The sequence below is a fragment of the Paenibacillus sp. sgz302115 genome (assembly GCF_056120445.1).
On record NZ_JBVYOK010000002.1, the window covers coordinates 124,821 to 146,662 of the forward strand.

Annotated in this window: 20 protein-coding genes and 1 tRNA gene; 15 read left to right on the forward strand and 6 right to left on the reverse strand. The window is 52.6% G+C overall.

All coding sequences use genetic code 11. From position 1 onward, the window contains the following. Positions 1-24: 24 nt before the first annotated feature. Positions 25-675, forward strand: coding sequence for a hypothetical protein (locus AC0LWN_RS06055; RefSeq protein WP_474663695.1), 651 nt, complete (start codon positions 25-27; stop codon positions 673-675). 86 nt (positions 676-761) lie between these two features. Here the strand turns inward: AC0LWN_RS06055 and AC0LWN_RS06060 are convergent, their stop codons facing one another. Further along, on the reverse strand, positions 762-2,036 hold the full coding sequence (locus AC0LWN_RS06060) for a histidine--tRNA ligase (RefSeq protein WP_474663696.1): 1,275 nt from the start codon (positions 2,034-2,036) through the stop codon (positions 762-764). 292 nt (positions 2,037-2,328) lie between these two features. On the opposite strand from AC0LWN_RS06060, the gene AC0LWN_RS06065 reads away from it, so the two are divergent. Genes AC0LWN_RS06065 through AC0LWN_RS06075 form a run of 3 tightly spaced genes read left to right on the forward strand, consistent with a single transcriptional unit; the run spans position 2,329 to position 5,704 of the window. Next, on the forward strand, positions 2,329-2,982 hold the full coding sequence (locus tag AC0LWN_RS06065; protein WP_474663697.1) for an HD domain-containing protein: 654 nt from the start codon (positions 2,329-2,331) through the stop codon (positions 2,980-2,982). Positions 2,983-3,024: 42 nt separating this feature from the next. Continuing rightward, positions 3,025-4,470, forward strand: coding sequence for a DEAD/DEAH box helicase (locus AC0LWN_RS06070; RefSeq protein WP_474663698.1), 1,446 nt, complete (start codon positions 3,025-3,027; stop codon positions 4,468-4,470). 49 nt (positions 4,471-4,519) lie between these two features. Continuing rightward, on the forward strand, positions 4,520-5,704 hold the full coding sequence (locus AC0LWN_RS06075) for a M20 family metallopeptidase (protein ID WP_474663699.1): 1,185 nt from the start codon (positions 4,520-4,522) through the stop codon (positions 5,702-5,704). 79 nt (positions 5,705-5,783) lie between these two features. Here AC0LWN_RS06075 and AC0LWN_RS06080 read toward each other — a convergent pair whose 3' ends face one another. Then, complete coding sequence (locus AC0LWN_RS06080) at positions 5,784-7,499, reverse strand: ABC transporter ATP-binding protein (RefSeq protein ID WP_474663700.1); 1,716 nt, start codon at positions 7,497-7,499, stop codon at positions 5,784-5,786. A gap of 208 nt (positions 7,500-7,707) precedes the next feature. On the opposite strand from AC0LWN_RS06080, the gene AC0LWN_RS06085 reads away from it, so the two are divergent. Together AC0LWN_RS06085 and AC0LWN_RS06090 are read left to right on the forward strand one after the other, a co-directional pair. Continuing rightward, positions 7,708-7,812, forward strand: a complete 105-nt coding sequence (locus tag AC0LWN_RS06085; RefSeq protein WP_474663701.1) for a YjcZ family sporulation protein — start codon at positions 7,708-7,710, stop codon at positions 7,810-7,812. Positions 7,813-7,952: 140 nt separating this feature from the next. Beyond that, positions 7,953-9,179, forward strand: a complete 1,227-nt coding sequence (locus AC0LWN_RS06090; protein ID WP_474663702.1) for a CynX/NimT family MFS transporter — start codon at positions 7,953-7,955, stop codon at positions 9,177-9,179. Positions 9,180-9,224: 45 nt separating this feature from the next. On the opposite strand, the gene AC0LWN_RS06095 is transcribed toward AC0LWN_RS06090, so the two are convergent. Together AC0LWN_RS06095 and AC0LWN_RS06100 are read right to left on the reverse strand one after the other, a co-directional pair. Continuing rightward, positions 9,225-9,842: a LysE family translocator gene (locus AC0LWN_RS06095; protein WP_474663703.1), complete on the reverse strand. Its 618-nt coding sequence runs from the start codon at positions 9,840-9,842 to the stop codon at positions 9,225-9,227. Then, entirely contained in the window at positions 9,839-10,306 is a 468-nt protein-coding gene (locus AC0LWN_RS06100) for an Lrp/AsnC family transcriptional regulator (RefSeq protein ID WP_474663704.1), read from the reverse strand. Before AC0LWN_RS06100 ends, AC0LWN_RS06095 begins: the two co-directional genes overlap by 4 nt. Before the next feature lie 220 nt (positions 10,307-10,526). Here AC0LWN_RS06100 and AC0LWN_RS06105 point away from each other — a divergent pair. Then, positions 10,527-10,610 (forward strand) — tRNA-Leu (locus AC0LWN_RS06105). A gap of 116 nt (positions 10,611-10,726) precedes the next feature. Here AC0LWN_RS06105 and AC0LWN_RS06110 read toward each other — a convergent pair. Continuing rightward, a complete protein-coding gene (locus tag AC0LWN_RS06110) occupies positions 10,727-11,884 on the reverse strand; it encodes an epoxide hydrolase family protein (RefSeq protein ID WP_474664136.1) in 1,158 nt (385 codons plus the stop codon). Between the two features lie 109 nt (positions 11,885-11,993). On the opposite strand from AC0LWN_RS06110, the gene AC0LWN_RS06115 reads away from it, so the two are divergent. The 4 genes from AC0LWN_RS06115 (at position 11,994) to sigJ (ending at position 15,645) form a co-directional block, all read left to right on the forward strand. Beyond that, positions 11,994-12,845 carry a helix-turn-helix domain-containing protein gene (locus AC0LWN_RS06115; protein ID WP_474663705.1) on the forward strand — a complete coding sequence of 284 codons (852 nt, stop codon included), beginning with the start codon at positions 11,994-11,996 and terminating at the stop codon, positions 12,843-12,845. A gap of 62 nt (positions 12,846-12,907) precedes the next feature. Then, positions 12,908-13,375, forward strand: a complete 468-nt coding sequence (locus tag AC0LWN_RS06120) for a VOC family protein (protein ID WP_474663706.1) — start codon at positions 12,908-12,910, stop codon at positions 13,373-13,375. A 178-nt stretch (positions 13,376-13,553) separates the two neighbouring features. Beyond that, positions 13,554-14,741 (forward strand): NAD(P)/FAD-dependent oxidoreductase, encoded by a 1,188-nt coding sequence (locus AC0LWN_RS06125; protein WP_474663707.1) that lies wholly within the window; start codon positions 13,554-13,556, stop codon positions 14,739-14,741. Between the two features lie 34 nt (positions 14,742-14,775). Beyond that, complete coding sequence (gene sigJ / locus AC0LWN_RS06130; protein ID WP_474663708.1) at positions 14,776-15,645, forward strand: RNA polymerase sigma factor SigJ; 870 nt, start codon at positions 14,776-14,778, stop codon at positions 15,643-15,645. 96 nt (positions 15,646-15,741) lie between these two features. Here sigJ and AC0LWN_RS06135 read toward each other — a convergent pair whose 3' ends face one another. Continuing rightward, positions 15,742-16,641 (reverse strand): helix-turn-helix domain-containing protein, encoded by a 900-nt coding sequence (locus AC0LWN_RS06135; RefSeq protein WP_474664138.1) that lies wholly within the window; start codon positions 16,639-16,641, stop codon positions 15,742-15,744. 136 nt (positions 16,642-16,777) lie between these two features. Between AC0LWN_RS06135 and AC0LWN_RS06140 the strand changes: the two genes are divergently transcribed. The 4 genes from AC0LWN_RS06140 (at position 16,778) to AC0LWN_RS06155 (ending at position 21,786) form a co-directional block, all read left to right on the forward strand. Beyond that, on the forward strand, positions 16,778-17,491 hold the full coding sequence (locus tag AC0LWN_RS06140) for a copper homeostasis protein CutC (RefSeq protein WP_474663709.1): 714 nt from the start codon (positions 16,778-16,780) through the stop codon (positions 17,489-17,491). 113 nt (positions 17,492-17,604) lie between these two features. Further along, the gene (locus AC0LWN_RS06145; protein ID WP_474663710.1) at positions 17,605-19,062 is read left to right on the forward strand and encodes an alpha-L-fucosidase; all 1,458 of its coding nucleotides are present in this window, start codon (positions 17,605-17,607) and stop codon (positions 19,060-19,062) included. Further along, positions 19,049-20,815, forward strand: a complete 1,767-nt coding sequence (locus AC0LWN_RS06150; RefSeq protein WP_474663711.1) for a glycoside hydrolase family 35 protein — start codon at positions 19,049-19,051, stop codon at positions 20,813-20,815. The genes AC0LWN_RS06145 and AC0LWN_RS06150 overlap by 14 nt, the downstream gene beginning before the upstream one ends. 104 nt (positions 20,816-20,919) lie before the next feature. Next, positions 20,920-21,786: a sugar phosphate isomerase/epimerase family protein gene (locus AC0LWN_RS06155; protein WP_474663712.1), complete on the forward strand. Its 867-nt coding sequence runs from the start codon at positions 20,920-20,922 to the stop codon at positions 21,784-21,786. Positions 21,787-21,842: the final 56 nt, after the last annotated feature.

A 21,842-nucleotide genomic window follows, 5' to 3' on the forward strand; every position in this document is an offset into this window, starting at 1 on the left:
GAATTAAATATATGAGGAGGAATCATGGAGAAGATATCCGTACTTGATCTGGAAGATGTATCAGTTACTTGCAAACCGACGATGTTAAATTTCGAATCAGGAAAAGATAGTTTGAAGCATTTCTCCTATCACTTTAAACTGGGTAAAACCTATGCTCTAGTAAACAATGCTGGAGAGGGAGGCTGGGCCTTATCATACCTGCTGTCAGGCAAAGCAAATAGGTATCAGGGGATAATCTCGATTGATGGCAACAAAATAGAAAATGGGCAGTTGGGCTCATACGGATGGTATGTTGGAGAAGGTATTCAAGCTAAAGCTCCATTCTTTAAAAAGAGTTTGACGGTTCGACAACAATTAGAAATGGGGACTTCAGAAAAACATACCATTGATACTCTTGTAGAGTATCTTGACCTTGCCCCCTCGCGCCTAGATAGAGACATAAGCCATATTAGTAATGAACGCTGGAATGCATCGGTAGCTATTGGACTTGCCCATGACAAACAGGTGTTTTGCTTCCCGTGGCTTAATGAGATGTGGAAGAATGCAATCATAGCAAGATTGGAGCATTGTTCAACTGTAGTGAAGCAGAACAATTGTATTTTGCTTATTCCAGTACAGAACATAACTAACATCGAGAATTTCATTGATGATATTGTGTATTTGAATGAAAAGTAACTAATTTACAGTTCCTGGTATAGGCAACCATCCACACTCTTCTGGAATGGTTGCCTTTTTTAAAACAGTTCAAATGAACAGCAGATTTACCCGGCAATCCGCCGGGCCGCCTCTTCCACCGTAACCAGCTCTTCACTTTGCTGCGTCATATCCTTAAGCCGAAGCTTGCCATCAGCGGCTTCGCTCTTTCCGATCAGAAGAACATAACGGATGCCCTTCGCAGAAGCTGAAGCCAGCGTTTTCTTGAGCTTGCGCTTCCCGGTGTCTACGGCGGTGCGGATGCCTGCGGCACGAAGTGCGGCGGCTGCAGTTAGGGCCTGCGGCAGATATTCCCCAATGGGAATGACCAGCACGCCCGAAGCCTCCTCCCGGACAGAGCGCTCACCGAGCAAAGCCATGATCGACTCCATGCCGAAGGAAATGCCCACCGTAGGATATTCAATATCATCTCGCCCTACCAGCTTTCCGATAATGGCGTCATATCTTCCACCGCCGCCCAGACTGGAGGTATATACTCCTGAAGCGTCAAAGATTTCATAGACCGTTCCCGTGTAGAACGACAGGCCGCGTGACAAATAAGGATCGAAGACGCAGGTTCCGGCGAGCCTAATCTCTGTGATCAACTTCTGCAAAGCTAGAACTTCCAGAGCGCCGGGCTGTCCGGTCAGTCCATATTTGTCTGCCAGCTCTTCAAACGACGGAGTATCCATATCCAGCAGTTCCTTAAGCGTACCTATGGCAGCCGAGGTCAGTCCTTTCTCGTTAAGCTCGGCCAGCACCCCGGTGCTGCCGATTTTGGCGAGCTTGTCGAGGCTTAGCATCACGGACAGGTGCTCCTCCGGCGGCACGCCTGCCGCTTCCAGAATTTCGCCTAAGAAGCGCCGGTTGTTCCATTTCAGAACAATAGGAATCTCTAATCTGCGGAAGGCCTCTGCCGCGAGCATCATCAGCTCCGCTTCTCCTTGCGGGCCGGAAATGCCGACCATATCGGCGTCGCATTGCAGGAATTCGCGCAGCCGGCCTTTTTTGACCGGACCATCCCGGAACACCTTGCCTATCTCGTAGCGCTTATAGGGGAATTCAATGCCTGGATTGAGAGCAATCACCTTGGCAAAAGGAATCGTGAGATCGTAGCGCAGCCCAAGCTGGCGTCCGCGTTGATCAGTCAACTGGTACATTTCACGGAGAATCTCGTCACCGCCGGCGTATTTGGAGGTCAGCAGCTCCAGTGCATTCAGCAGGGTCGTATCCATAGATTCAAAATCGTATACCTCGAACAGCTCTGTCAGCGTAGAGCGGACTTTCTGGCGGATGGCCTGCTCCCGGCCGAAATAATCATAGGTTCCTTTAACGTTTTGCATGTTCAGCAGCTCCTTTGAATTTGTGTCCAGCAAAATAAAAAACGCGCCGGACCTCTTGGTCCCGCGCGCTTCAGTATGCCGCAGGGAGGTCAAACGCGAAATGCGTTAGCCCTCCCTGAGAAATGTTCAGGAGTGCTAACGCTGCTTGTGATGATGAAGCTGATTCAGTATGATGGTAATGCTGTTCATGCGAATCATATCCCTTCAAGGCTGGATTACAGCACATTATAGACGATTGGGAGAAGTCATGCAAGCTATGGAGTAATATCACACAATAAGGAGAGTGTTTTCCATGAAATCTACCCCAATCATTGCCGAAGCCGAAAGCTTCGCCAAAGAGCAATTAGGCCAGGACAAAACCGGCCATGACTGGTTCCACACGGACCGTGTGCGCAATATGGCGGCGTTGATCGCGGAGATGGAGCAGGCGGATGTTTTTATCTGCACAATAGCTGCTCTGCTGCATGATGTTGCCGACGAGAAGCTGAATTCTTCCAAAGAAGCGGGACTGCTCAAAGTACATAACTGGCTGGCGGAGCATTTGAGTGACGAGGGACAAATCAAGCATATTATGCAGATTATCGAAACGATGTCCTTCAGCGGCGGCGGAGGAGCACCGATGTCAACGCTGGAAGGACAGGTGGTGCAGGATGCCGACCGGCTGGATGCGCTGGGGGCGATAGGCATAACGAGAACGATGGTTTTTTCGGGAGCAAAGGGCCGTCCGGTGTATGACCCGGAGATTGCGCCGCGTGATGAAACCCTGCAGAAGGAGTACCGCGATTATTCCAAAGGAACGGCGGTCAATCATTTTTATGAGAAGCTGCTGAAGCTGAAGGACTTAATGAATACGCCTTACGGACGCAAGCTCGCGGAGGAACGGCATGATTTCATGCTGAATTTCCTGGAGCAATTTTATAAGGAATGGAATCAGGGCAGCCACTAGCTGCTATAATAAGGAAATGCATAAAATGGAAGGAACAACTACATGAGCGAATTGCAATTCAGGGATTACGGGCTAAATGAAGAGATTATCCGGGCGCTGGACCTATTGAAGTATCTGGAGCCAACAGAGGTGCAGAGCAAAGTCATCCCGGTAGCGCTCAAAGGGCAGGATCTGATCGTCAAATCGCAGACCGGCAGCGGCAAAACCGCATCGTTCGGCATCCCGCTCTGCGAGCTGGTGGATTGGGCGGAGAACAAGCCGCAGGCTTTGGTGCTGACGCCGACACGCGAGCTGGCTGCACAGGTCAAAGAGGATATTACCAACATCGGACGGTTCAAGAGGATCAAGGCGGTCGCTGTGTTCGGCAAGCAGCCGTTCGCCCCGCAAAAAATTGAGCTCGCGCAAAAAACGCATGTCGTCGTAGGCACGCCGGGACGTGTGTTTGACCATATTGAGCGCGGCACGTTGCCGCTGAACCGGATCAAATACCTGGTGATTGATGAAGCGGATGAAATGCTGAGCATGGGGTTTATCGAGCAGATTGAGCAAATTATCCAGAAGCTGCCCCGGGAGCGGGTAACCATGCTGTTCTCTGCCACGCTGCCGGATGCCGTGAAGAATTTGTGCCGCAAATATATGACGGAACCGGCGGACATTGAGATCGAAGCCAGCGGTTTGACGACGGCGACGATTGAGCATGCCTTGATCGAAGTCAGACAAGCTGCCAAGTTTGGTGTGCTTCTCGACCTGCTGACGGTAGAGAATCCGGACAGCTGCATTATTTTTTGCCGGACGCAGGATCAGGTAGATGCACTTTTCCGGGGGATGGCCGATCTGGAGTATCCGGTGGACAAAATTCACGGCGGTATGATGCAGGACGAACGCTTTGAGGTCATGAATGCTTTTAAAAGAGGCCAGTTCCGCTATCTGATTGCTACCGACGTAGCCGCGCGCGGCATTGATATTGAGAAAATTACCCATGTGATCAACTACGATATTCCGATGGAAAAAGAGAGCTACGTGCACCGCACCGGACGTACCGCACGCGCAGGTAATAGCGGCAAAGCGATCACGTTCGCTACACCGCATGAACACAAATGGGTCCGGGACATTGAGAGCTACATCGGGTTCAGCCTTCCGGTGCTGCAGGCTCCTTCGGAGGAAGCTGTGGCTTACGCCAAGCCTGCTTTTGAGGAGAAGCTGGGCATGCGGCAGGTCCGCAAGAAGGGCAAAACCGAGGTCATGAATCAGGACATCATGAAGCTGTATTTTAACGGCGGGAAGAAAAAGAAACTTCGGGCTGTCGATTTCGTTGGCACGATTGCGAAGCTGGAAGGGATCACTGCCGAGGACATCGGGATTATCACGATTCAGGACAATGTGACTTACGTGGATATCCTGAACGGCAAGGGGGCGCTGGTGCTGCAGGCGATGAAGAGCACCACTGTGAAGGGCAAGCTGCTGAAGGTACACATCGCGAAGAAATAAAGCGGCAGGAATTGCAAAGGAAACTTCGGACTACCGGGAGGTGTGCAAAATGAAGGATGTGAGCAGCCGGGAATTTGCCGTTCCCTTTTTGCAGCGTTTGATTGAGGTGGATACCTGTAATCCGCCGGGCAATGAGCAACGTTTGTCAGTGCTTTTGCAGGATTTTTTGCGGGAGCTTGGCGTGGAGAGCAGCGTTACCGGAATTGAGCAGGGACGGAGCAATCTGGAGGCCGTATTTCAAGGGAACGGGAGCAGGAAGCTGATGTTCTGCGGCCATCTGGACACCGTTAGCCCCTGGACTGCCGCCGCTGGAAGCTATCCTCCGCATGGAGCAGTGATCGACAACGGCCGGATGTATGGGCGGGGAACCTCCGATATGAAAAGCGGCCTCGCCGCCATGCTGCTCGCCGCAGCTTCGCTGCACCAGGAAGGCATCCGGCTGGGCGGTGATCTGGTATTCCTGGCGACTGCGGGGGAAGAGGTCGATAGCTGCGGAGCACGGATGTATGCAGACCGGAGTGGTCGTCTTGATCTGGACGGAATTGTGATTGGGGAGCCGACAGGCAGCCGGGTGGCGGTGGGCCACAAAGGGGCTTTGTGGCTGCGGATAACGTTATTCGGGCGCAGCGCCCACGGCTCGATGCCGCAGCTTGGCCTGAATGCGGTGGAGGGGATGATGGAGGTAATTGCCCTGCTGCGCAGCCATGCTCTGGAATGGCAGACCCATGATGCCGTGCTTGGCACAAGCAGCCTGTCGGTGAACAAGATAGAAGGCGGAGTGCAGACCAATGTCATTCCGGACCGCTGCACCATTGATGTGGATATCCGTACAGTTCCGCCGCTGCAGCATGCCTCGCTCCTTGAGGAGATTGAAGCTAGGCTGCAGCAAATTCAGCAGTTGCACCCCGGCTACAGGTATGAGGTGGAGCAATTGCTGGACCGCAGTGTGGTCTACACAGACCCCAGCCGGGAGCTGATTGCCACAGCGCTGGAGGTTGCCGCTTCGCTGGGAGGAACGGAACAATCTGAAGAAGAGGGCCGGGCGGTGCAGGGCGTTCCTTATTACACGGACGGCTCTGTGCTGCATGACAATGGCAGATTGCCCGTTCTGATCTATGGACCCGGCGACCCCGCCTTGGCCCACCAGCCGGATGAATGGGTAGACATTGAAGCCTATCTGGCATCCATCAGCTTCTATCGGGAGCTGGCAATCCGATTTCTGGGGGCAGAGTGACTGGACACAGCAAAAAACCTTCCGCGATCCGCCTATGTTCATCAGGCGATCCAGCGGAAGGTTTTTTTTGCAACTTTACCTATGCATTGTATTGTGCTTGGTACAGGCGGCTGTAGGCGCCGCCGGTGTTCAGAAGCTCCTCGTGACGGCCCTCCTCGGAGATGCCTTCCTCGTTCACGACAATGATCCGGTCGGCATTCTTGATCGTCGTGAGGCGGTGGGCGATCACAAGGGTCGTCCGGCCTACGGACAGCTCCGCTAGTGACTGCTGAATGGCCGCTTCTGTCTCCGTGTCCAGCGCCGAAGTGGCTTCATCCAGAATCAGGATCGGCGGATTCTTGAGGAACATACGGGCGATGGCAAGCCGCTGCTTTTGCCCGCCGGACAGCTTCACGCCGCGTTCCCCGATCACGGTGTCCATCCCGGCCGGCAGGCTGTTGATCAGCTCCTCCAGATGCGCGCGTCTCGCCGCTTCCCAGATTTCAGGAAGCTCCGCATCCAGCTTGCCGTAGGCGATATTCTCGCGGATAGTCCCCGAGAAGAGGAACACATCCTGCTGCACAATCCCGATTTGTCTCCGCAGCGCATTCAGCTTCAGGTCGCGGATGTCGTTTCCATCAATGGAAATGGCGCCGCCGGTGACATCATAGAAGCGGGGCAGCAGGCTGCAGATCGTAGTTTTGCCTGCCCCAGAGGGTCCAACGAAGGCGATTGTTTCTCCGGCGTTCACCTTCAGGCTGATGTCCTGCAGCACCGGCCGGCCCGCCTCATAGCCGAAGCTGACATTGTCAAAGACAATATCGCCGCGAAGGGTGGTGACATCCAGTGCGCCGGGCTTGTCGGCAATATCGGGCTCGGCATCAATGACCTCCAGATAACGCTTGAAGCCGGCAATCCCCTTCGGATAACTCTCAATTACGGCGCTGATCTTGTCAATCGGCCGGAAAAAGACGTTGGACAGCAGAATGAATGCAACGAATTCTCCAATCGCAAGCTCTCCCTGAATGAAGAACCAGGCGCCGCAGATCATCACGACGATGGTAATCAGGCGGGTCATCATATAGCTGACCGACAAGCTTTTGGCCATCAGCTTATAAGCCATCAGCTTGGTTTGGCGGAACATTTGGTTATCGGCGGCAAACAGCTTTTTCTCATGCTCCTCATTGGCAAAAGATTGCACAACCCGGATTCCCCCGACATTATCCTCAATCCGGGCATTGAAGCTGCCTACGTTGCCGAACAGCCGGCCATAGGTGGCGGTCATGCTGCGTCCGAAATAGATAATGATCCAGGCCATAACCGGAACAATAATAAAGGTAATAATGGCAAGCTTCAGATTGATATCGGCCATCAGAACAAACGCCCCTGCCAAAGTCATGACGGCGATAAACACATCCTCCGGCCCGTGATGCGCCACTTCCCCGATATCATTCAGGTCATTGGTGATGCGTCCGATCAGATGACCGGTTTTGTTGTTGTCGAAGTAACGGAAGGACAGCTTCTGGATATGATCGAACATTTTTTTGCGCATATCGGTTTCAATATTGATCCCCAGCATATGTCCCCAATAGGTCACAATATATTGCATTGCTGTATTCAAAGCGTAAATCGCCATCAGCGCAATACAGGCAATCAGAATCAGCGGCCAGTCTTGTCCCGGCAGCAGATCATCAATGAACTTGTTGACGGCCACCGGAAAAGCCAGCTCGAGCAGCCCCGCACCCACAGCACAGGTGAAGTCGAGAATAAACAATTTTTTATATGGACGATAGTAGGAAAAAAAACGGCGCAGCATCTCTTGTTCACTCATTTCTGTAGAATTATGTATATCTAATTGAGATTAATTCTCAATAAACCCCATGTTAAAGACGGGGAAGGTATTTGTCAACGGAAAGAAGTTTTAAATTGTACATTCTTCGGGCAGATTTTTGCTGCTTTACCCAATCCCAATTACTCCGTCCAACATATCTTAACTGTATGCAAGTACAAAGGAGGAGTTAATCATGGGCGAAAATGTTGGAGCATACGGCGGCGCTTTTACTTCTACTGGCGCTATTCTGGTTCTGTTCATCCTGCTCGTTATCATTACTAAGTCTTTCTGGGTATAATTGCGGCTTTCATTTTTTGCAGCAGTACCGCCAGTCCTAGGGCTGGCGGTTTGTTGCTTGGATTCGAAATACTGTGCAATGCCGGGAGTAAGGAGATATAATTATTCAATGTGAATACATAGGTCACCAGGAGGAACATCATGAAAGTAAAGCAACAAGAAGCACTTATTCAAAAGCTGGACAAGTCCCGGCGGGACTCCGGGGCAAGCCGTATTCTGCTTGGTGTAGGCATTATTTGTATTGCTGCGGCGCTGCGGGCTCCATTCACTTCCGTTGGCCCTCTGCTGGGAATGATCCGCGATGATCTGGGATTATCGGGCACACTCTCGGGAGCAATAACGACGCTGCCGCTTCTGGCGTTTGCGCTGCTGTCGCCTTTTGCGCCACGGTTGGCCCGCCGATTTGGTACCGCGAACGTGCTTATGCTGGCTATGCTGGCATTGTCCCTGGGCATTCTGCTCCGTTCATCCTCGGGAGCGGCAATGCTGTTCCTGGGCACAGCAATGATTGGGCTGTCCATCGCTGTCTGCAATGTGCTGCTGCCGGGGCTGATCAAAGGCAGATTCCCCGAGCGCATCGGACTCATGACCGGGGTCTATACCGTCTCGATGAATTTATGTGCAGCCGCCGCCTCGGGGATCAGCGTTCCATTGGCGCAGCAGAGCGGATTCGGCTGGCGGGGCACACTTGCCATATGGTTTATCGTGGCTGCGCTGGCCACGCTGTTCTGGATTCCGCAGCTGCGGAATCTGGCCCAAGACAGCGCTGCGAGCAAAGGCCATTCATCAGGTAAAATATGGCGCTCCCGGCTGGCCTGGCAGGTGACGCTGTTCATGGGTCTGCAATCATTGCTCTACTATGTGCTGATTGCCTGGTTTTCGGTAATTCTGGTCGAGAGGGGCATGTCCTCCAGCCAGGCCGGCTGGATTCTTTCGCTTATGCAACTGGCCCAGTTGCCGTTTACCTTTTTTGTGCCGCTGTGGGCAGGCAAAATGAAGGACCAGCGCCGTCTGGTGCTGGTTACCTCCATACTCTTCATTATTGGGATTCTCGGAGTCTGGCTTGGCACAAGCTCCTGGATGGCGGTTTGGGCCATCTGCATCGGTATTGCCGGGGGCTTCGCTTTTGGCCTTGTGATGATGTTCTTCAGCCTGCGCACCCGAAATGCCCAGGAAGCGAGCGAGCTGTCGGGGATGGCCCAATCTATCGGGTACTTGCTGGCGGCGATGGGTCCCGCATTTTTCGGGCTTTTACATGATGTGACTCACAGTTGGAATATTCCGCTGGCTTTATTGGCGGTGGCGAGCATTTTGCTTTTCGTAGTTGGACTTGGCGCGGGTAACGACCGTTTTGTAGGTGATAAATGATAAGCTTCGGTGCAGTTGTGAAGGGGATTGTGCTTCGAATTCCGCTTACTCTCCAAGCCCGGTTAGTGCGGTAAAGATGCCGTACAGGCTGAACAGGATCAGGATGACCGATGAACAGAGGTTCAACGAGCGGATGAAGGAAGCAGGGAGTCTGCCTCTGATCCAGAAAATTATGGTGCTAAGCAGTAGCCACCAGCAGCCGGAGCCAAAGGCGATGCCCGCAGGCAGAAACCAGGAGCTGCCGATGGCAGTCCCCAGTGAAGCTGCGAGCGCAATGAAGCTCAGGATGGTAGACGGATTCGCCAAAGTCAGCAGGAAAGAAGAGGCCAGAGAATAGGAAACGCCGCCGCGCATAGTTTCTGCGTTCGAGCTGGAACTGGCGGGCAGCAGGGCTCTTATGCCCAGATAGCCGAGGAACAGGCTGCCAAGCAACCGGAGCGGCAGAGCATACATGGCGGTGAAATTATTCACGACCTTGAAGCTGGACACTGTCATCAAGGCATAAAACATGTCGGCAAGTGCAATCCCGAGGCCGGTGGCCAATCCGGCACGGAAGCCTTGCCGCAGGGTCCGGTTCATACAGAGCAGTGACATGGGGCCGACGGGAGCGGCTATGACGAAGCCGAAGCCAAAGCCGCTTAGCAGGGCTGACCAGACGATCATGGAGCATGCTCCACAGGCGGCAGCGGCACATTCGGAGTTTCCTTAACCGTCCCTAAAATAATGGTCGTGCGTGTCCGCACAATGCCGGGGAGACTCTTGAGCTGCTCGCTGATGATCCGGTCTAAATCGCGTGTTCCCCGGCAGCGCACCTTCAGCACGTAATCGTCATCCCCGGCGGTATGATGGCATTCCTGGATCTCCGGCAGCTTCTGCACCAGCTCCAGAAAAGCTTCCCGGTGCGCAGGCCGCTCCAGCGAGACGGCGATGAGTGCTCCCAGCCCGCTGCCTGCGGACTCAGCGTCGATCAGAGCTGTATAGCCTTTGATCAGGCCCTGCTCTTCGAGCTTGCGCACGCGGTCCGCCGTTGCCGGTGAGGAGAGACCCAGATGACCCGCCAGCTCGGCCCAGGTGATTCTCCCGTTCTCCATTAGTGCATTGAGAATCTTGTAATCAATGGCGTCCATTCTACCTCACCTTTCTTTATTAAGTGTTACTTATAAAATACTTCATTTATTTAATTGAATCAAGTATTTTTGTTTCATTAGTAAGGTTTAGTGGAACAGACGCCTTGTTAATTCCAGAGATTTCATACGGACAATACATTTTGAAAAAATCATTTGCAATTTGTAGCTAAAGAGAGTATAGTCTTATTTATAGTGATCAAATCGCTATGATACATAATATGCGGTCGTGGCGGAATTGGCAGACGTGCACGGTTCAGGTCCGTGTGGTAGCAATACCGTGGAGGTTCGAGTCCTCTCGACCGCATCATATCGTAAGCGAAGGGTTCTGGATCTGCTTTCACTGGCAGAGAAGGGCCCTTTTTTTATTCTGTTGTTAAACATTTCTTGGATACGTTGTTACGATTCGCTTGATTGGCTTATTTAATTATTTTTCGGTCTAATAGGTCTGTAGAATGCGCGAATGTCATTGGCCAGCAGCTCGGGTTCTTCCATGGCTGTAAAATGCCCGCCGGAAGGCATAGCGGTCCAACGAGTTACATTGAGATTGCGCACAGTCCAGGATTTAGGGGGCAGCACGATATCCGCGGGAAATATGGCCATGCCTGTCGGAACTTCTATTCGACCTAGTGGTGGCAAGGAATGCGAATTTTCGTAATATATACGTGTTGATGATCCTATGGTGTTGGTTACCCAGTAGATCATAATATGAGTCAACAGCTCATCCTCGCTGAATTTTTGCTGGAGGTCCCCCTTGCAATCACTCCATGCGCGAAATTTTTCAATGATCCAAGCGGCCAAACCTGCCGGCGAGTCGGAAAGTCCATAAGCCAGACTTTGAGGTTTGGTCGATTGAATGGACATATAGCCTCCCTCATGGGAAATCCACCCGGAAGCATTTTTCTTATATTGTCGTTCTTCTTCAGAAAATTCCAACTCATCATGTGAAGTCATGAGACTCCTTATTATGCCGACATCAGTTAGATGGATTCCAACTAAAAGTTCAGGATAGTTTGCCGCCAGGTATCTTGTAACGCCGGAGCCGACATCACCACCTGCAGCAGCAAATTTTTTGTAGCCCAATTCTTTTGTCATTAGCTTAGCCCACATCTGAGAGATACGAAAATTGTTGATGCCAGGCTGGAGAGGACTACTGGAAAATCCAAATCCGGGTAATGAAGGAACAATGACATCGAAAGAGTCCTCAGGATTACCTCCGTGACTGGCCGGGTCCGTAAGGAGTGGAATGATTTTTTGATAACGAAGGTAACTGTCGGGCCATCCATGAGTAAGAATAATGGGTAGAGGATCAGATCCTTTGCCGCGCTCGTGTACGAAGTGCACATCTATTCCATCAATATTACAGCGAAACTGGGAAAAGCGGTTCAGCTTGGACTCTTGTGCGCGCCAATCGTAATGATCTCTCCAATATGAAACGAGTGACTTTAAATAACTTAAATCTGTACCTCGCTCCCAATTCGAGCCTTCTAATTGATCGGGCCAACGGATGTGATGCAGTCTGTACTGTAGATCGTCAAGAATTTCATCGGAGACATGGATGTGAAAACGTTCAACAGTCATCATGATTTCCTCCTTTTTGTAGATTCACAACGTAATTATATCCTTTGAGCTTGTATGTTACACTGTCATATGTGAAGCAACCAACTACACTATTTGACAGGTGACCAATATGCCGCAAATTGACCGATACAAAAAACGTGACGTGTATATAGAGTTTAATGCGTTGGAGAATTTTACGGACTTTCCTTATCATGAACGGTATACGCTAATTTTGATTACGTCTGGAAGTATAAAAGGGATATTGAACGAACGTCCGGTAGCAATAAGCTCTCCTGGTGTTCTTTGCTTGGCTGAAGGCGATAAGGTGCAGATCCTTGAGAAGCTTAACGTGGCTGCACAATCCTTTTGTTTTCATCCCGAATTTCTTAACACGATAACGCTTGCCGAAACGGAGGAGCACCTTCCTATAGTTCCTAGAATACAAACGGGCCTTTCCCTTTTTCAAAGAGATTTGCATACGGGTGTGCCTCGTGTAACCGGGAAAGCATATCCGCTGTTGTTTGAATGGTTTTTTGTGCTCGGCACAGAAGTTCAGGCGCAAAGTGATGCACTCTGGGTGTGCAGAATAAAAAAATACCTCATTCAAATTATGGGGTTGCTTGAGGAACTGAGCCGAAACAGTGAACATTCACCTGTCGATGCGGTGTTAGATTATTTGCATACGAATTATTCGCGGAAGATTTTATTGGAGGATTTGACAAATTATGTTCATCTAAACCGTGTGACTTTGAATAAGATGTTTCAGGAAAGATGCGGGAATACTGCGATTGGTTACCTGCTTTCCTATCGCTTAAAGGTTGCGGGTGATCTTTTGACACATACAGATATGAACCTTAATGAAATAGCGCGCGCCACTGGATTTGAGTATGACACCTACTTCATCAAACAGTTTACAGTTAGAAAAGGGATATCACCGACGAGGTACCGAACTATCTCCCGTAAGTTGGCTACTGTCCAATAACAAAAAGCCTCCCATGCGAGGTAAAGTTAACAGAAAATTCAATTTTACTGAGGTGAAGCTCGATGATAAAAGGTTTGTTCGAAACCCACATCCATGTATCCGATTTAGAGAAATCGTCGGAATTTTACGGGAAGATATTGGGCATGCCGGTGGCCTATGAGGACGCAAGGCGCTGCCGGTTCTTTTGGATCGGTGAGCCGAGAAAAGCGATGCTTGGCCTGTGGGAGAAAGACCCGGATCAAATCGTCAGCCAGCATTTTGCATTTGAGACTACCGCAGCGGACATGGCCGGCATTGTTCCTTGGCTGAAAGAACGCGGCATCGCTGTACGCAACTTTTTAGATGATGGGTCAGAGGACCCTTTTGTATTCGGATGGATTCCCGCTGTTTCCATTTATTTTCGTGATCCTGATGGTCACTCGTTGGAGTTCATTTCCTTGTTACCCGATGAGCCGCAGCCGGAGCTTGGGGTAGTGGCTTGGGACGAATGGGAGCGAAGTCACGGAAGAAGCCTTTCTTTGAAAAAGTAACGTCCGCTTCCGCGTAAGTCACAAATTGACTGTATTTTTGGAAAAAGGCTCGCAGTTGCTTCGGCAATTGCGGGCCTTTTTTGCGTGAGTTGCAGACTCATAGAAGGCGGTGTCCACTGTGTCACATTTAAGCCCGCTACCTCGTTCTATGTACAAACCAACAGAAGGAGTGGCTAGTATGAAAACTTTGACATGTGCCGTCATCGGTGCCGGGTATGCGGGAATTCACGCTGTAAAAGAAATCCACAAGCTGTTCAAGGATCAGGCGGACAAGCATCCGTTGCGGCTTATTCTGATTGACAAAAATCCTTACCATCTGCGCAAGGTACTGATGTTCAGGCCAGCAGCCACGGACGAGGAAATCCGAATCCCGCTGACCCGGCTATTCCCGGACGGAGTGGAACTGATACAGGCGACTGTTACCAAAATCGAAGATGCAAAGAAGCAGCTGGTTTATCTGGATACTGCAGGAACGGAGCAGATGATGCCCTACGATATGCTCGTTGTAGCGGCGGGCAGCGTCATTCGGCAACCCGATCCGGAACAGGGCGGAATTGCGCTCGCATCGCTGGACAATGCGTTAAAGATTCGGAGTGCCTGGCTTGCCAATCTGAAGCAGGCTGCCACGGAAGACAACCCCAAAGAACGTGAACGGTTAATGAGCATCGCAATTGCAGGAGCAGGGATTAGCGGCATGGAAACCGCAGCAGAGCTGGCATATTATGCCCGCAAGGATGCGGAACTGCTGGGACTTGATCCACAAGCGGTGAAAATCGCTTTATACAATACACAACAGCGCCTTTTTCCAGATGGGCCTTCCAAGGTGGGAGTCAAATTGGAGCGTATCCTTCTCGGTGACGGAATTCAGGTTGTACATGAAAAACGTGTCATCAAGGAAAAGGATGGAGAAGTCTGGTTGTCGAACGGAGAGAAGCGGCCCGCTGGTCTGTGTATCTGGTCGCTCGGTCTGCAGCCCAATCCGATGTTACGCACACTCGGCCTGCCGGTCACACCGGAGGGCCACACGATTGTCGATGCAAGTTATCGGGTGAGGGATATGCACGGCGTGTACAGCATCGGGGATTGTGCAAGGATTGTCGATCCGAACAGCGGACGTGCCGATGGCATGACCTGTAAGGAAGCGATTCCTCAAGCGGCAAATCTTGCTAAAATTCTGCTGGCGGACCTTGAAGGACGTCCGGCGCAGGTGCATGAGAGCTTCATGACTCTGTTCTGTATCGGACTTGGGCCGGACAAAGGATTGACCTGGGTGAATAAATGGGGACTAGATATTGTCATTACAGGCAAGCTGGGCAGTAAAATAAAAAAGTATACCACGGATACAGCCAGTCTGCTGATAAAATAAACGACAGGTGAAGCCAGAAACGGAGGTGGTGAGGGTGGATAAATTATACAACCAGTATAAGGGGCTGCTGCTCACACTGGCCTATCAAATGACCGGTATATGGTCCGATGCGGAAGATGTTGTGCATGATGTCTTCCTGAAGGTCTATGATGTGAGCCCGGCTGGTCTAGCGGAGGAGCCGAAGGCGTATCTATGCAAAATGGTCGTCAATCGCTGCCGCGATCTCTACAAATCGGCGCGCAAACGACGGGAGCAGTATTTCGGGGAATGGCTTCCCGAACCAGTCCCCACTTCAGAAGATGGGCCGCTTGATTTTGTTGTGAGAGAGGAGCTGTTGTCTTATGCAACGCTGGTCTTGTTGGAGAAGCTGTCACCTGCCGAACGAGCTGTGTTTGTGCTGCGGGAGGCGCTTAGCTTTGAATATGCCGGCATAGCCGAAATCATCAGAAGGAGCGAGGTCAATTGCCGAAAACTGTATAGCCGCGCGAAGGGGAAGATGAATATCAGCGATGAGAGGTCCGTTCATGTAGAAGCTGCAAGAGAGGAGTGGGTCCGCCAATTCGTTGCGGCACTCGAAAAGGATGAGCTGGAACAGGTCGTATCCATGCTGGCGAGCGATGTCGTGCTCATTTCGGACGGAGGCGGCAAGGTGTTCGCAGCCGTTCGCCCGATCGAATCCCGCGATGCTGTCTCCGGATTTTTGCGGGGTCTTACCCGTAAGGTGCTGTATTTCAAGGGCGACATCCAGTTGGAGCTAAGCGAGATCAACGGTCAGATTGGGCTTATCATCCGCTCGGGGGAACAAATAGACTCTGTCATCCTGCTAAACATCTCGAGCCGTTCGGTTCGCAATATCTATATGATCAGGAATCCCGATAAGCTAAGCCATTTTCAACTTGATTAGATATGATCTTGTATTAGGTCATTTTACATGGCAACAGCTCTTGAAAAGCCGTAATCATAAAGGACCGCCGGAGTACAATTGTGCTCCGGCGGTCCTTTATGCCATATGGCGGGGGCGGAACTGGTTGGGAGAGAGGCCTGTGCCTCTCCGGAACTGTCTTGAGAAATGGCTGACGGAGTGGAACCCAAGCTCATCAGCGATATCCTCTACGGTCCGGTTCGTGCTTACCAGCAGCTGTTTGGCCAGGCTGAGCTTTAGCTCGGTCAGATATTTGCGGGGCGAGATGCCATAGACTTCTTTGAATATTTTGCTGCATTGGCTCCGGCTCATGTTCAGCTCTTCGGCAATTTGCGAAATGGAGCCATCCGCCGAAGTCAGAAGCCTCAGGCGCTCCTCAATACGGTGGGCGAGTTCTGCTTTGTGGAGCGTTGTGTTTATTGCCTCGGCAGGAATAGAAGGTCCGCTCTCTTGCTGCAACAGAATCATCTCTTGAATAATCAGCAGGATGTAGGCTTGCAGCCCCACCTTCTCGCCTGGGGTTAGGGTCAGTCTTCTTTCGAATTCCGCTGCCGTTAAAGGAGCGTCCAGCAGATGCAGGCGCATCTGCTGCTCTATGCCGGACACATAGACCGGCAATTTGGTAGACGCAGTGGCGGATGCCGCAAGATGGCTGTAATCGTATTTGCTTAGTATACGGCGCAGATCGTGGTCGTCGATATCAAAATGAATATTAAAGAAAGAGAAATTCCCTTCATCCAACGTGCGATTCTGCAGCTCATGGCGTGCCCCGGCCCGGATGAATAGCCAGTCGCCCGGATACAAGAGCAGCTCTGCACTGTTTATTAGCAGACGTGCTGTGCCTTCTTGGCAGTAGAGCACTTCGTATAGAGGGTGATAGTGCTTCGGATAGTCCCAGCCAGGGGGCTTGGTGCCGAAGTGGCAGCCGGTAATTTGCAGGGTGCTCGTAATATTGGGAAAGATGACATCTATATTAATGGGATCACTTCCTTATCTGGCCGTTTGTAGGAAATTATATCATAACCATTTGGCACAAAAGGTCAAAAACTCGGACGATTTGTGAGTGGCGGGGTTGGTCCGGAGCTTTTATATTGAAGGGTAAAGGAGGAGGATTGTGATTCATCAACCAACACTGGAGGTTATCGCGGCAGATGTGGCCGACGCGCGGGCGGCGGAAGCGGGCGGCGCGGACCGGATCGAGCTGGTAACTGCCATGTCCGAGGGCGGTCTGACGCCCAGCGCAGGTGTTATTGACCAAGTTGTGGTCAGTGTGTCGATTCCGGTATATGTCATGATCCGGCCGCATAGCCGTTCATTCTGTTACAGTGCGGACGATATTGCGGCGATGACGGCGGACATTCGGATGGCGAAGAAACTGGGAGCCTCCGGGATTGTTCTGGGTGCGCTGACGGCCGGCGGGGAAGCTGATATGCTCTCGCTGCAACCATGTATAAGGGAGGCGCAGGGCCTGGGCATCACGTTCCACCGCGCCATTGACGAGAGCGCCAGCTTGACTCGGACGCTGGAGGCCGTCAGCAAGATAGCCGGAATTGAACGTGTCCTCACCTCGGGCGGCAAAAGAACCGCGCCGGAGGCGGCCGGGGAGCTGAAGCGGCTGCATGCGCTGGGCAGGCAACTGCAGGTCGGTGTGATGGCTGGGGCCGGCATGACGGTGGACAAGATCCATCCGTTCGTGCTGCATACGGGGATTACAGAGCTGCATATGGGCTCGGGTGTCCGCCAGGAAGGCAGCTTCCGCTTCCCTGTCGATCCCATGCTGGTAGCCAAGGCGAAGCGGCGATTGGCAGAGGCAGTGCAAGAGGTATAGCGTGAAGGGACTTTTAAACAGAGCTGCCGGGCAAGAAGACACCTGTTCGCAGGCGAATACCGCCGTATTTGAACTGCAGAGAGCCGGCACGGCAGCAAGGGGAGTGGAGCGTAGTGAGTACAGCAGATTGGGTACAGGCTGCAGCGAAGGTGACACCCTCGCAGCGCCAAGCAGCCTGGCAGGCTATGGAGTTCTATGCCTTTATTCATTTTACGGTAAACACGTTCACGGACCGGGAGTGGGGGATGGGTGATGAAGACCCCTCAATATTTAATCCATCGGAGCTCAGCGCGGAGCAATGGGTTCAGGTCTGCAAATCCGCCGGGATGACGGCGCTGATCCTCACCTGCAAGCATCATGACGGCTTCTGCTTGTGGCCAAGCCGATACACGGATCACACAGTAGCGGCCAGTCCATGGAGGAACGGCGCGGGCGACCTGGTACGGGAAGTGGCCGATGCCTGCCGCGAAGGCGGGTTGCGGTTCGGGATTTACCTGTCGCCGTGGGACCGTCACGAAGCTTCTTATGGGGATTCGGGGCGGTATAACGAGTTTTTTAAGAATCAGCTTAGGGAACTATTGATGAACTACGGGGATATCTTCTGTGTATGGTTCGACGGAGCTTGCGGGGAGGGGGCAAATGGCAAAAGACAGGTCTATGATTGGGACGGCTACTATGCTCTGATTCGTGAATTGCAGCCGGAGGCCGTAATTTCGGTCTGCGGGCCGGATGTGCGCTGGTGCGGCAACGAGGCGGGCCACACTCGGGTCTCGGAATGGAGTGTGGTACCAGCTCATTTGCAGGATAACGAGAAGATCCAGGAGCAGTCGCAGCAGGCCGATGACGGCGAGTTCGCCCGCCGGATCAATACGCAGGACGGTGATCTGGGCAGCCGGGAGGTTATTGAGCCGTTTCGGGAACTGATATGGTACCCTGCGGAGGTCAATACGTCGATCCGTCCGGGTTGGTTCTACCATGCCTTTGAGGACGGGCAGGTGAAATCGCTGGAAGAGCTGCTCGGCATCTACGAAGGCGCGGTTGGCGGAAATGCCAATTTCCTGCTGAATCTCCCGCCGGACACACGCGGTCTTATTCATGAGCGGGATGCAGCGCGGCTGCAGGAGCTTGGGGATGTACTGCGCAGCACTTACCTTAGCAACCTGGCTGGGGGAGCCAAGATATGGGCTTCGGAAACGATAGATGAACACCATCAGGCGTCCCGGCTGCTCGATGGGCAGCGCGATACGTTCTGGCGTCCCTGTGCCGGGACGGAGTGGGCCGTCATAGAAGCCGACCTGCTGCAGGAGCAGACGTTCGACCGAATCATGCTGATGGAGCATCTAGCCTCCGGACAGCGGATCGAGCGGTTCAGGCTGGAGTACCAAGCCGGGGAAGGCTGGGTAGAAATCTGCTGCGGAACAGTTGTAGGGCATAAACGGATTTGCGGCTTCCATCCGGTAACCGCAAGGCGTATCCGGCTTACCATTGAGGAGTCCAGGTGGTATCCGACGTTATCCGGTCTGGGCGTTTATTTGAAGAGTAGAGGGGGGCTGCAAGGTGGCGGTATTTGAATACAGTGGGTCACAGTTTTTCTATAACGGGAAGCCGGTGCAGCTTCTGTCGGGAGCTTTGCATTACTTCAGAATCGTTCCCGAGTATTGGAAGGACCGGCTGCTGAAATTAAAGGCTTGCGGCTTCAATACAGTGGAGACTTATGTTCCCTGGAATGTTCATGAGCCGAAGCCCGGGCAATTCCGCTTTACAGGCATGGCGGACCTTGAACGGTTCATTCAGACGGCCGCAGCGCTCGGCTTGTTCGTCATCGTCCGCCCGAGTCCCTATATTTGTGCGGAATGGGAGTTCGGCGGGCTGCCGGCCTGGCTGCTCGCGGATGCGGATATCCGGCTCCGCTGTGCTGACGAGAGGTTTCTTGCCCGGGTAGACGCGTATTATGATGTGCTGCTGCCCAAGCTGAAGCCGCTGCTCTGCACGAACGGGGGGCCGATTATAGCTCTGCAAATCGAGAATGAGTATGGCAGCTACGGCAATGATGCCAGGTATTTGGACTATCTGCATAAGGGGATGGTCAGCCGCGGGATGGATGTTCTGCTGTTCACTTCAGATGGCCCCACTGATCCTCTGCTCCAAGGGGGTTCGGTACCTGGCGTACTTGCTACTGCGAATTTCGGCTCCGGCGCGAAGGAGGCTTTGGCCAAGCTGCGGGAATATCAGACAGGGGAAGAACCTCTGATGTGCATGGAGTATTGGAACGGCTGGTTCGATCATTGGGGTGAGACCCATCATACAAGAGACGCCACCGACGTGGCCCGTGTGTTCGAGGAGATGCTGAAAGAGAAAGCCTCGGTTAATTTTTACATGTTCCATGGCGGCACGAATTTCGGGTTCTATAACGGGGCCAACTGCCAGCAGAAGGACCAGTATGAGCCGACGATTACCAGCTACGATTATGATTCGCTCTTGAGCGAGTCGGGTCAGCCGACCGATAAATTCTACGCTGTCCGTGACACCCTTGCCCGTTATGTGGAGCTTGGGGAACTGAAGCTGCCTGCAGAGATCGGCCGGAAAGGGTATGGGCGGGTGGAGCTGACGGAGCAGGCCGATCTGCTCTCGCAGGCCGGATTGTTGTCCGCTCCTGTCCATATGGTGAATCCCGAGCCAATGGAGAAGCTCGGCCAGGATTTCGGCTTCATTCTGTACCGTACGACTATATCCGGGCCAAGGGAGAAGCAGGAGCTTGTGGTTCAGGACGTCCGGGACCGGGCGCTGGTGTTTGTGGATGGGGAGTTTCAGGGGGTGCTGGAACGCGGCAACCCGGAGCTGTCCATATCGTTCGGGGTACCAGCGGCAGGGGTGGAGCTGGCGATTCTGGTGGAAAATATGGGGCGGGTCAATTATGGCCCGTATCTGAGAGACCCTAAGGGGATCACAGAGGGGGTCCGCCATGGCTTTCAATTCCTGTTCGGCTGGACGATTCACTGTCTCCCGCTGGAGGACTTGTCCCCCTTGGAATTCGTGGATGGCGCACTGCAGGAGAATCCGGCATTCTATCGGGGAACTCTTCATGTGGATGAAGCGAAGGATACATTCCTGCGGCTGGATGGCTGGACGAAGGGGGTAGCCTTCATCAATGGGTTCAATCTGGGGCGTTACTGGAACAAGGGGCCTCAGCATACCCTGTATGTCCCCGCCCCGCTCCTGCGCCAGGGCGCGAACGAGGTTGTGGTATTCGAACTGCATGGAACCCGTGATCGGGTTGTATCATTTGTGGATACTGCGGATTTAGGCGTGCAGAGTGGAAAATAGCACACCGCACGATTATTGAGCATTGTACATTTCCTTGGAAAAGGGTATACGTTGGTGTGTGGAAGCAGTGGATACAAACATGCAGATGAGAGGATGAAGAACCAATGAAGGTAGGACTCAGCACATACAGTCTGCAGCAGGCGCTGGATAAAAAGGAACTGACTGTACCGGATGCCATTCGTTTCATCGCTGATCAGGGTGGAGAGCATGTCGAGATTGTCCCGATGGGATACAGCCTGGTGGATGATCCTGATCTAACCGGACAGATTCTGAAGACCGCCCGGGAAGTCGGAATCGATATTTCCAATTATGCGGTTGGGGCTAATTTGATTGCCCACAGCAGTACAGAGGCGCTGGAGGCTGAAATTACGGCACTGATGAAGCATGTGGATGTGGCGGCAGCACTTGGCGTCACAAGAATGCGGCATGATGTGGCCTTCCGGCCCGCACAGGAGGGTACGGTAGCCCAATTCGAGGCTGACCTGCCGGTTCTGGTGGAGGCCTGCCGGAGGATTGCTGATTATGCGGCAGGCTTCGGGATTACGACAAGTGTGGAGAACCACGGCTATTATGTGCAGTCCAGCGAGCGGATTCAGCGGCTGATACATGAGACGGCGCGGGCCAACTTCAAGACCACGCTCGATATTGGCAATTTCCTCTGCGTGGATGAAGATCCTGTCAGCGCACTGAAGAATAATATCGCCTATGCTTCTATGGTACATGCGAAGGATTTCTACCTGAGACCGGCCACCCGTAATCCGGGCGAAGGCTGGTTCCAGACCTCGCACGGCAACTATTTGCGCGGGGCGATTGTCGGCCATGGCGATATCAATATGCCCGAAATCTTCCGTGTAATCAAGCAATCCGGGTATGACGGATATATTTCCATTGAATTCGAGGGCATGGAGGATTGCAGGACCGCGTCCAGAATTGCCATGGACAATGTGCGCCGCTTCTGGCAGGAAGCATAGACTTGCTATTGAATAAGCGGTATTCATTTTACTACACATAATGGAGGAGAAGTGGA

Bases quoted from the DNA above. Each gene is read 5' to 3' on its own strand.
- AC0LWN_RS06055 (WP_474663695.1), top strand. From the start codon at position 25: ATGGAGAAGATATCCGTACTTGATCTGGAAGATGTATCAGTTACTTGC.
- AC0LWN_RS06115 (WP_474663705.1), top strand. From the start codon at position 11,994: ATGCCGCAAATTGACCGATACAAAAAACGTGACGTGTATATAGAGTTT.
- AC0LWN_RS06065 (WP_474663697.1), top strand. From the start codon at position 2,329: ATGAAATCTACCCCAATCATTGCCGAAGCCGAAAGCTTCGCCAAAGAG.
- AC0LWN_RS06095 (WP_474663703.1), bottom strand. From the start codon at position 9,842: ATGATCGTCTGGTCAGCCCTGCTAAGCGGCTTTGGCTTCGGCTTCGTC.
- AC0LWN_RS06070 (WP_474663698.1), top strand. From the start codon at position 3,025: ATGAGCGAATTGCAATTCAGGGATTACGGGCTAAATGAAGAGATTATC.
- AC0LWN_RS06060 (WP_474663696.1), bottom strand. From the start codon at position 2,036: ATGCAAAACGTTAAAGGAACCTATGATTATTTCGGCCGGGAGCAGGCC.
- AC0LWN_RS06085 (WP_474663701.1), top strand. From the start codon at position 7,708: ATGGGCGAAAATGTTGGAGCATACGGCGGCGCTTTTACTTCTACTGGC.
- AC0LWN_RS06120 (WP_474663706.1), top strand. From the start codon at position 12,908: ATGATAAAAGGTTTGTTCGAAACCCACATCCATGTATCCGATTTAGAG.
- AC0LWN_RS06075 (WP_474663699.1), top strand. From the start codon at position 4,520: ATGAAGGATGTGAGCAGCCGGGAATTTGCCGTTCCCTTTTTGCAGCGT.
- AC0LWN_RS06080 (WP_474663700.1), bottom strand. From the start codon at position 7,499: ATGCTGCGCCGTTTTTTTTCCTACTATCGTCCATATAAAAAATTGTTT.
- AC0LWN_RS06155 (WP_474663712.1), top strand. From the start codon at position 20,920: ATGAAGGTAGGACTCAGCACATACAGTCTGCAGCAGGCGCTGGATAAA.
- AC0LWN_RS06100 (WP_474663704.1), bottom strand. From the start codon at position 10,306: ATGGACGCCATTGATTACAAGATTCTCAATGCACTAATGGAGAACGGG.
- AC0LWN_RS06125 (WP_474663707.1), top strand. From the start codon at position 13,554: ATGAAAACTTTGACATGTGCCGTCATCGGTGCCGGGTATGCGGGAATT.
- AC0LWN_RS06090 (WP_474663702.1), top strand. From the start codon at position 7,953: ATGAAAGTAAAGCAACAAGAAGCACTTATTCAAAAGCTGGACAAGTCC.
- AC0LWN_RS06110 (WP_474664136.1), bottom strand. From the start codon at position 11,884: ATGACTGTTGAACGTTTTCACATCCATGTCTCCGATGAAATTCTTGAC.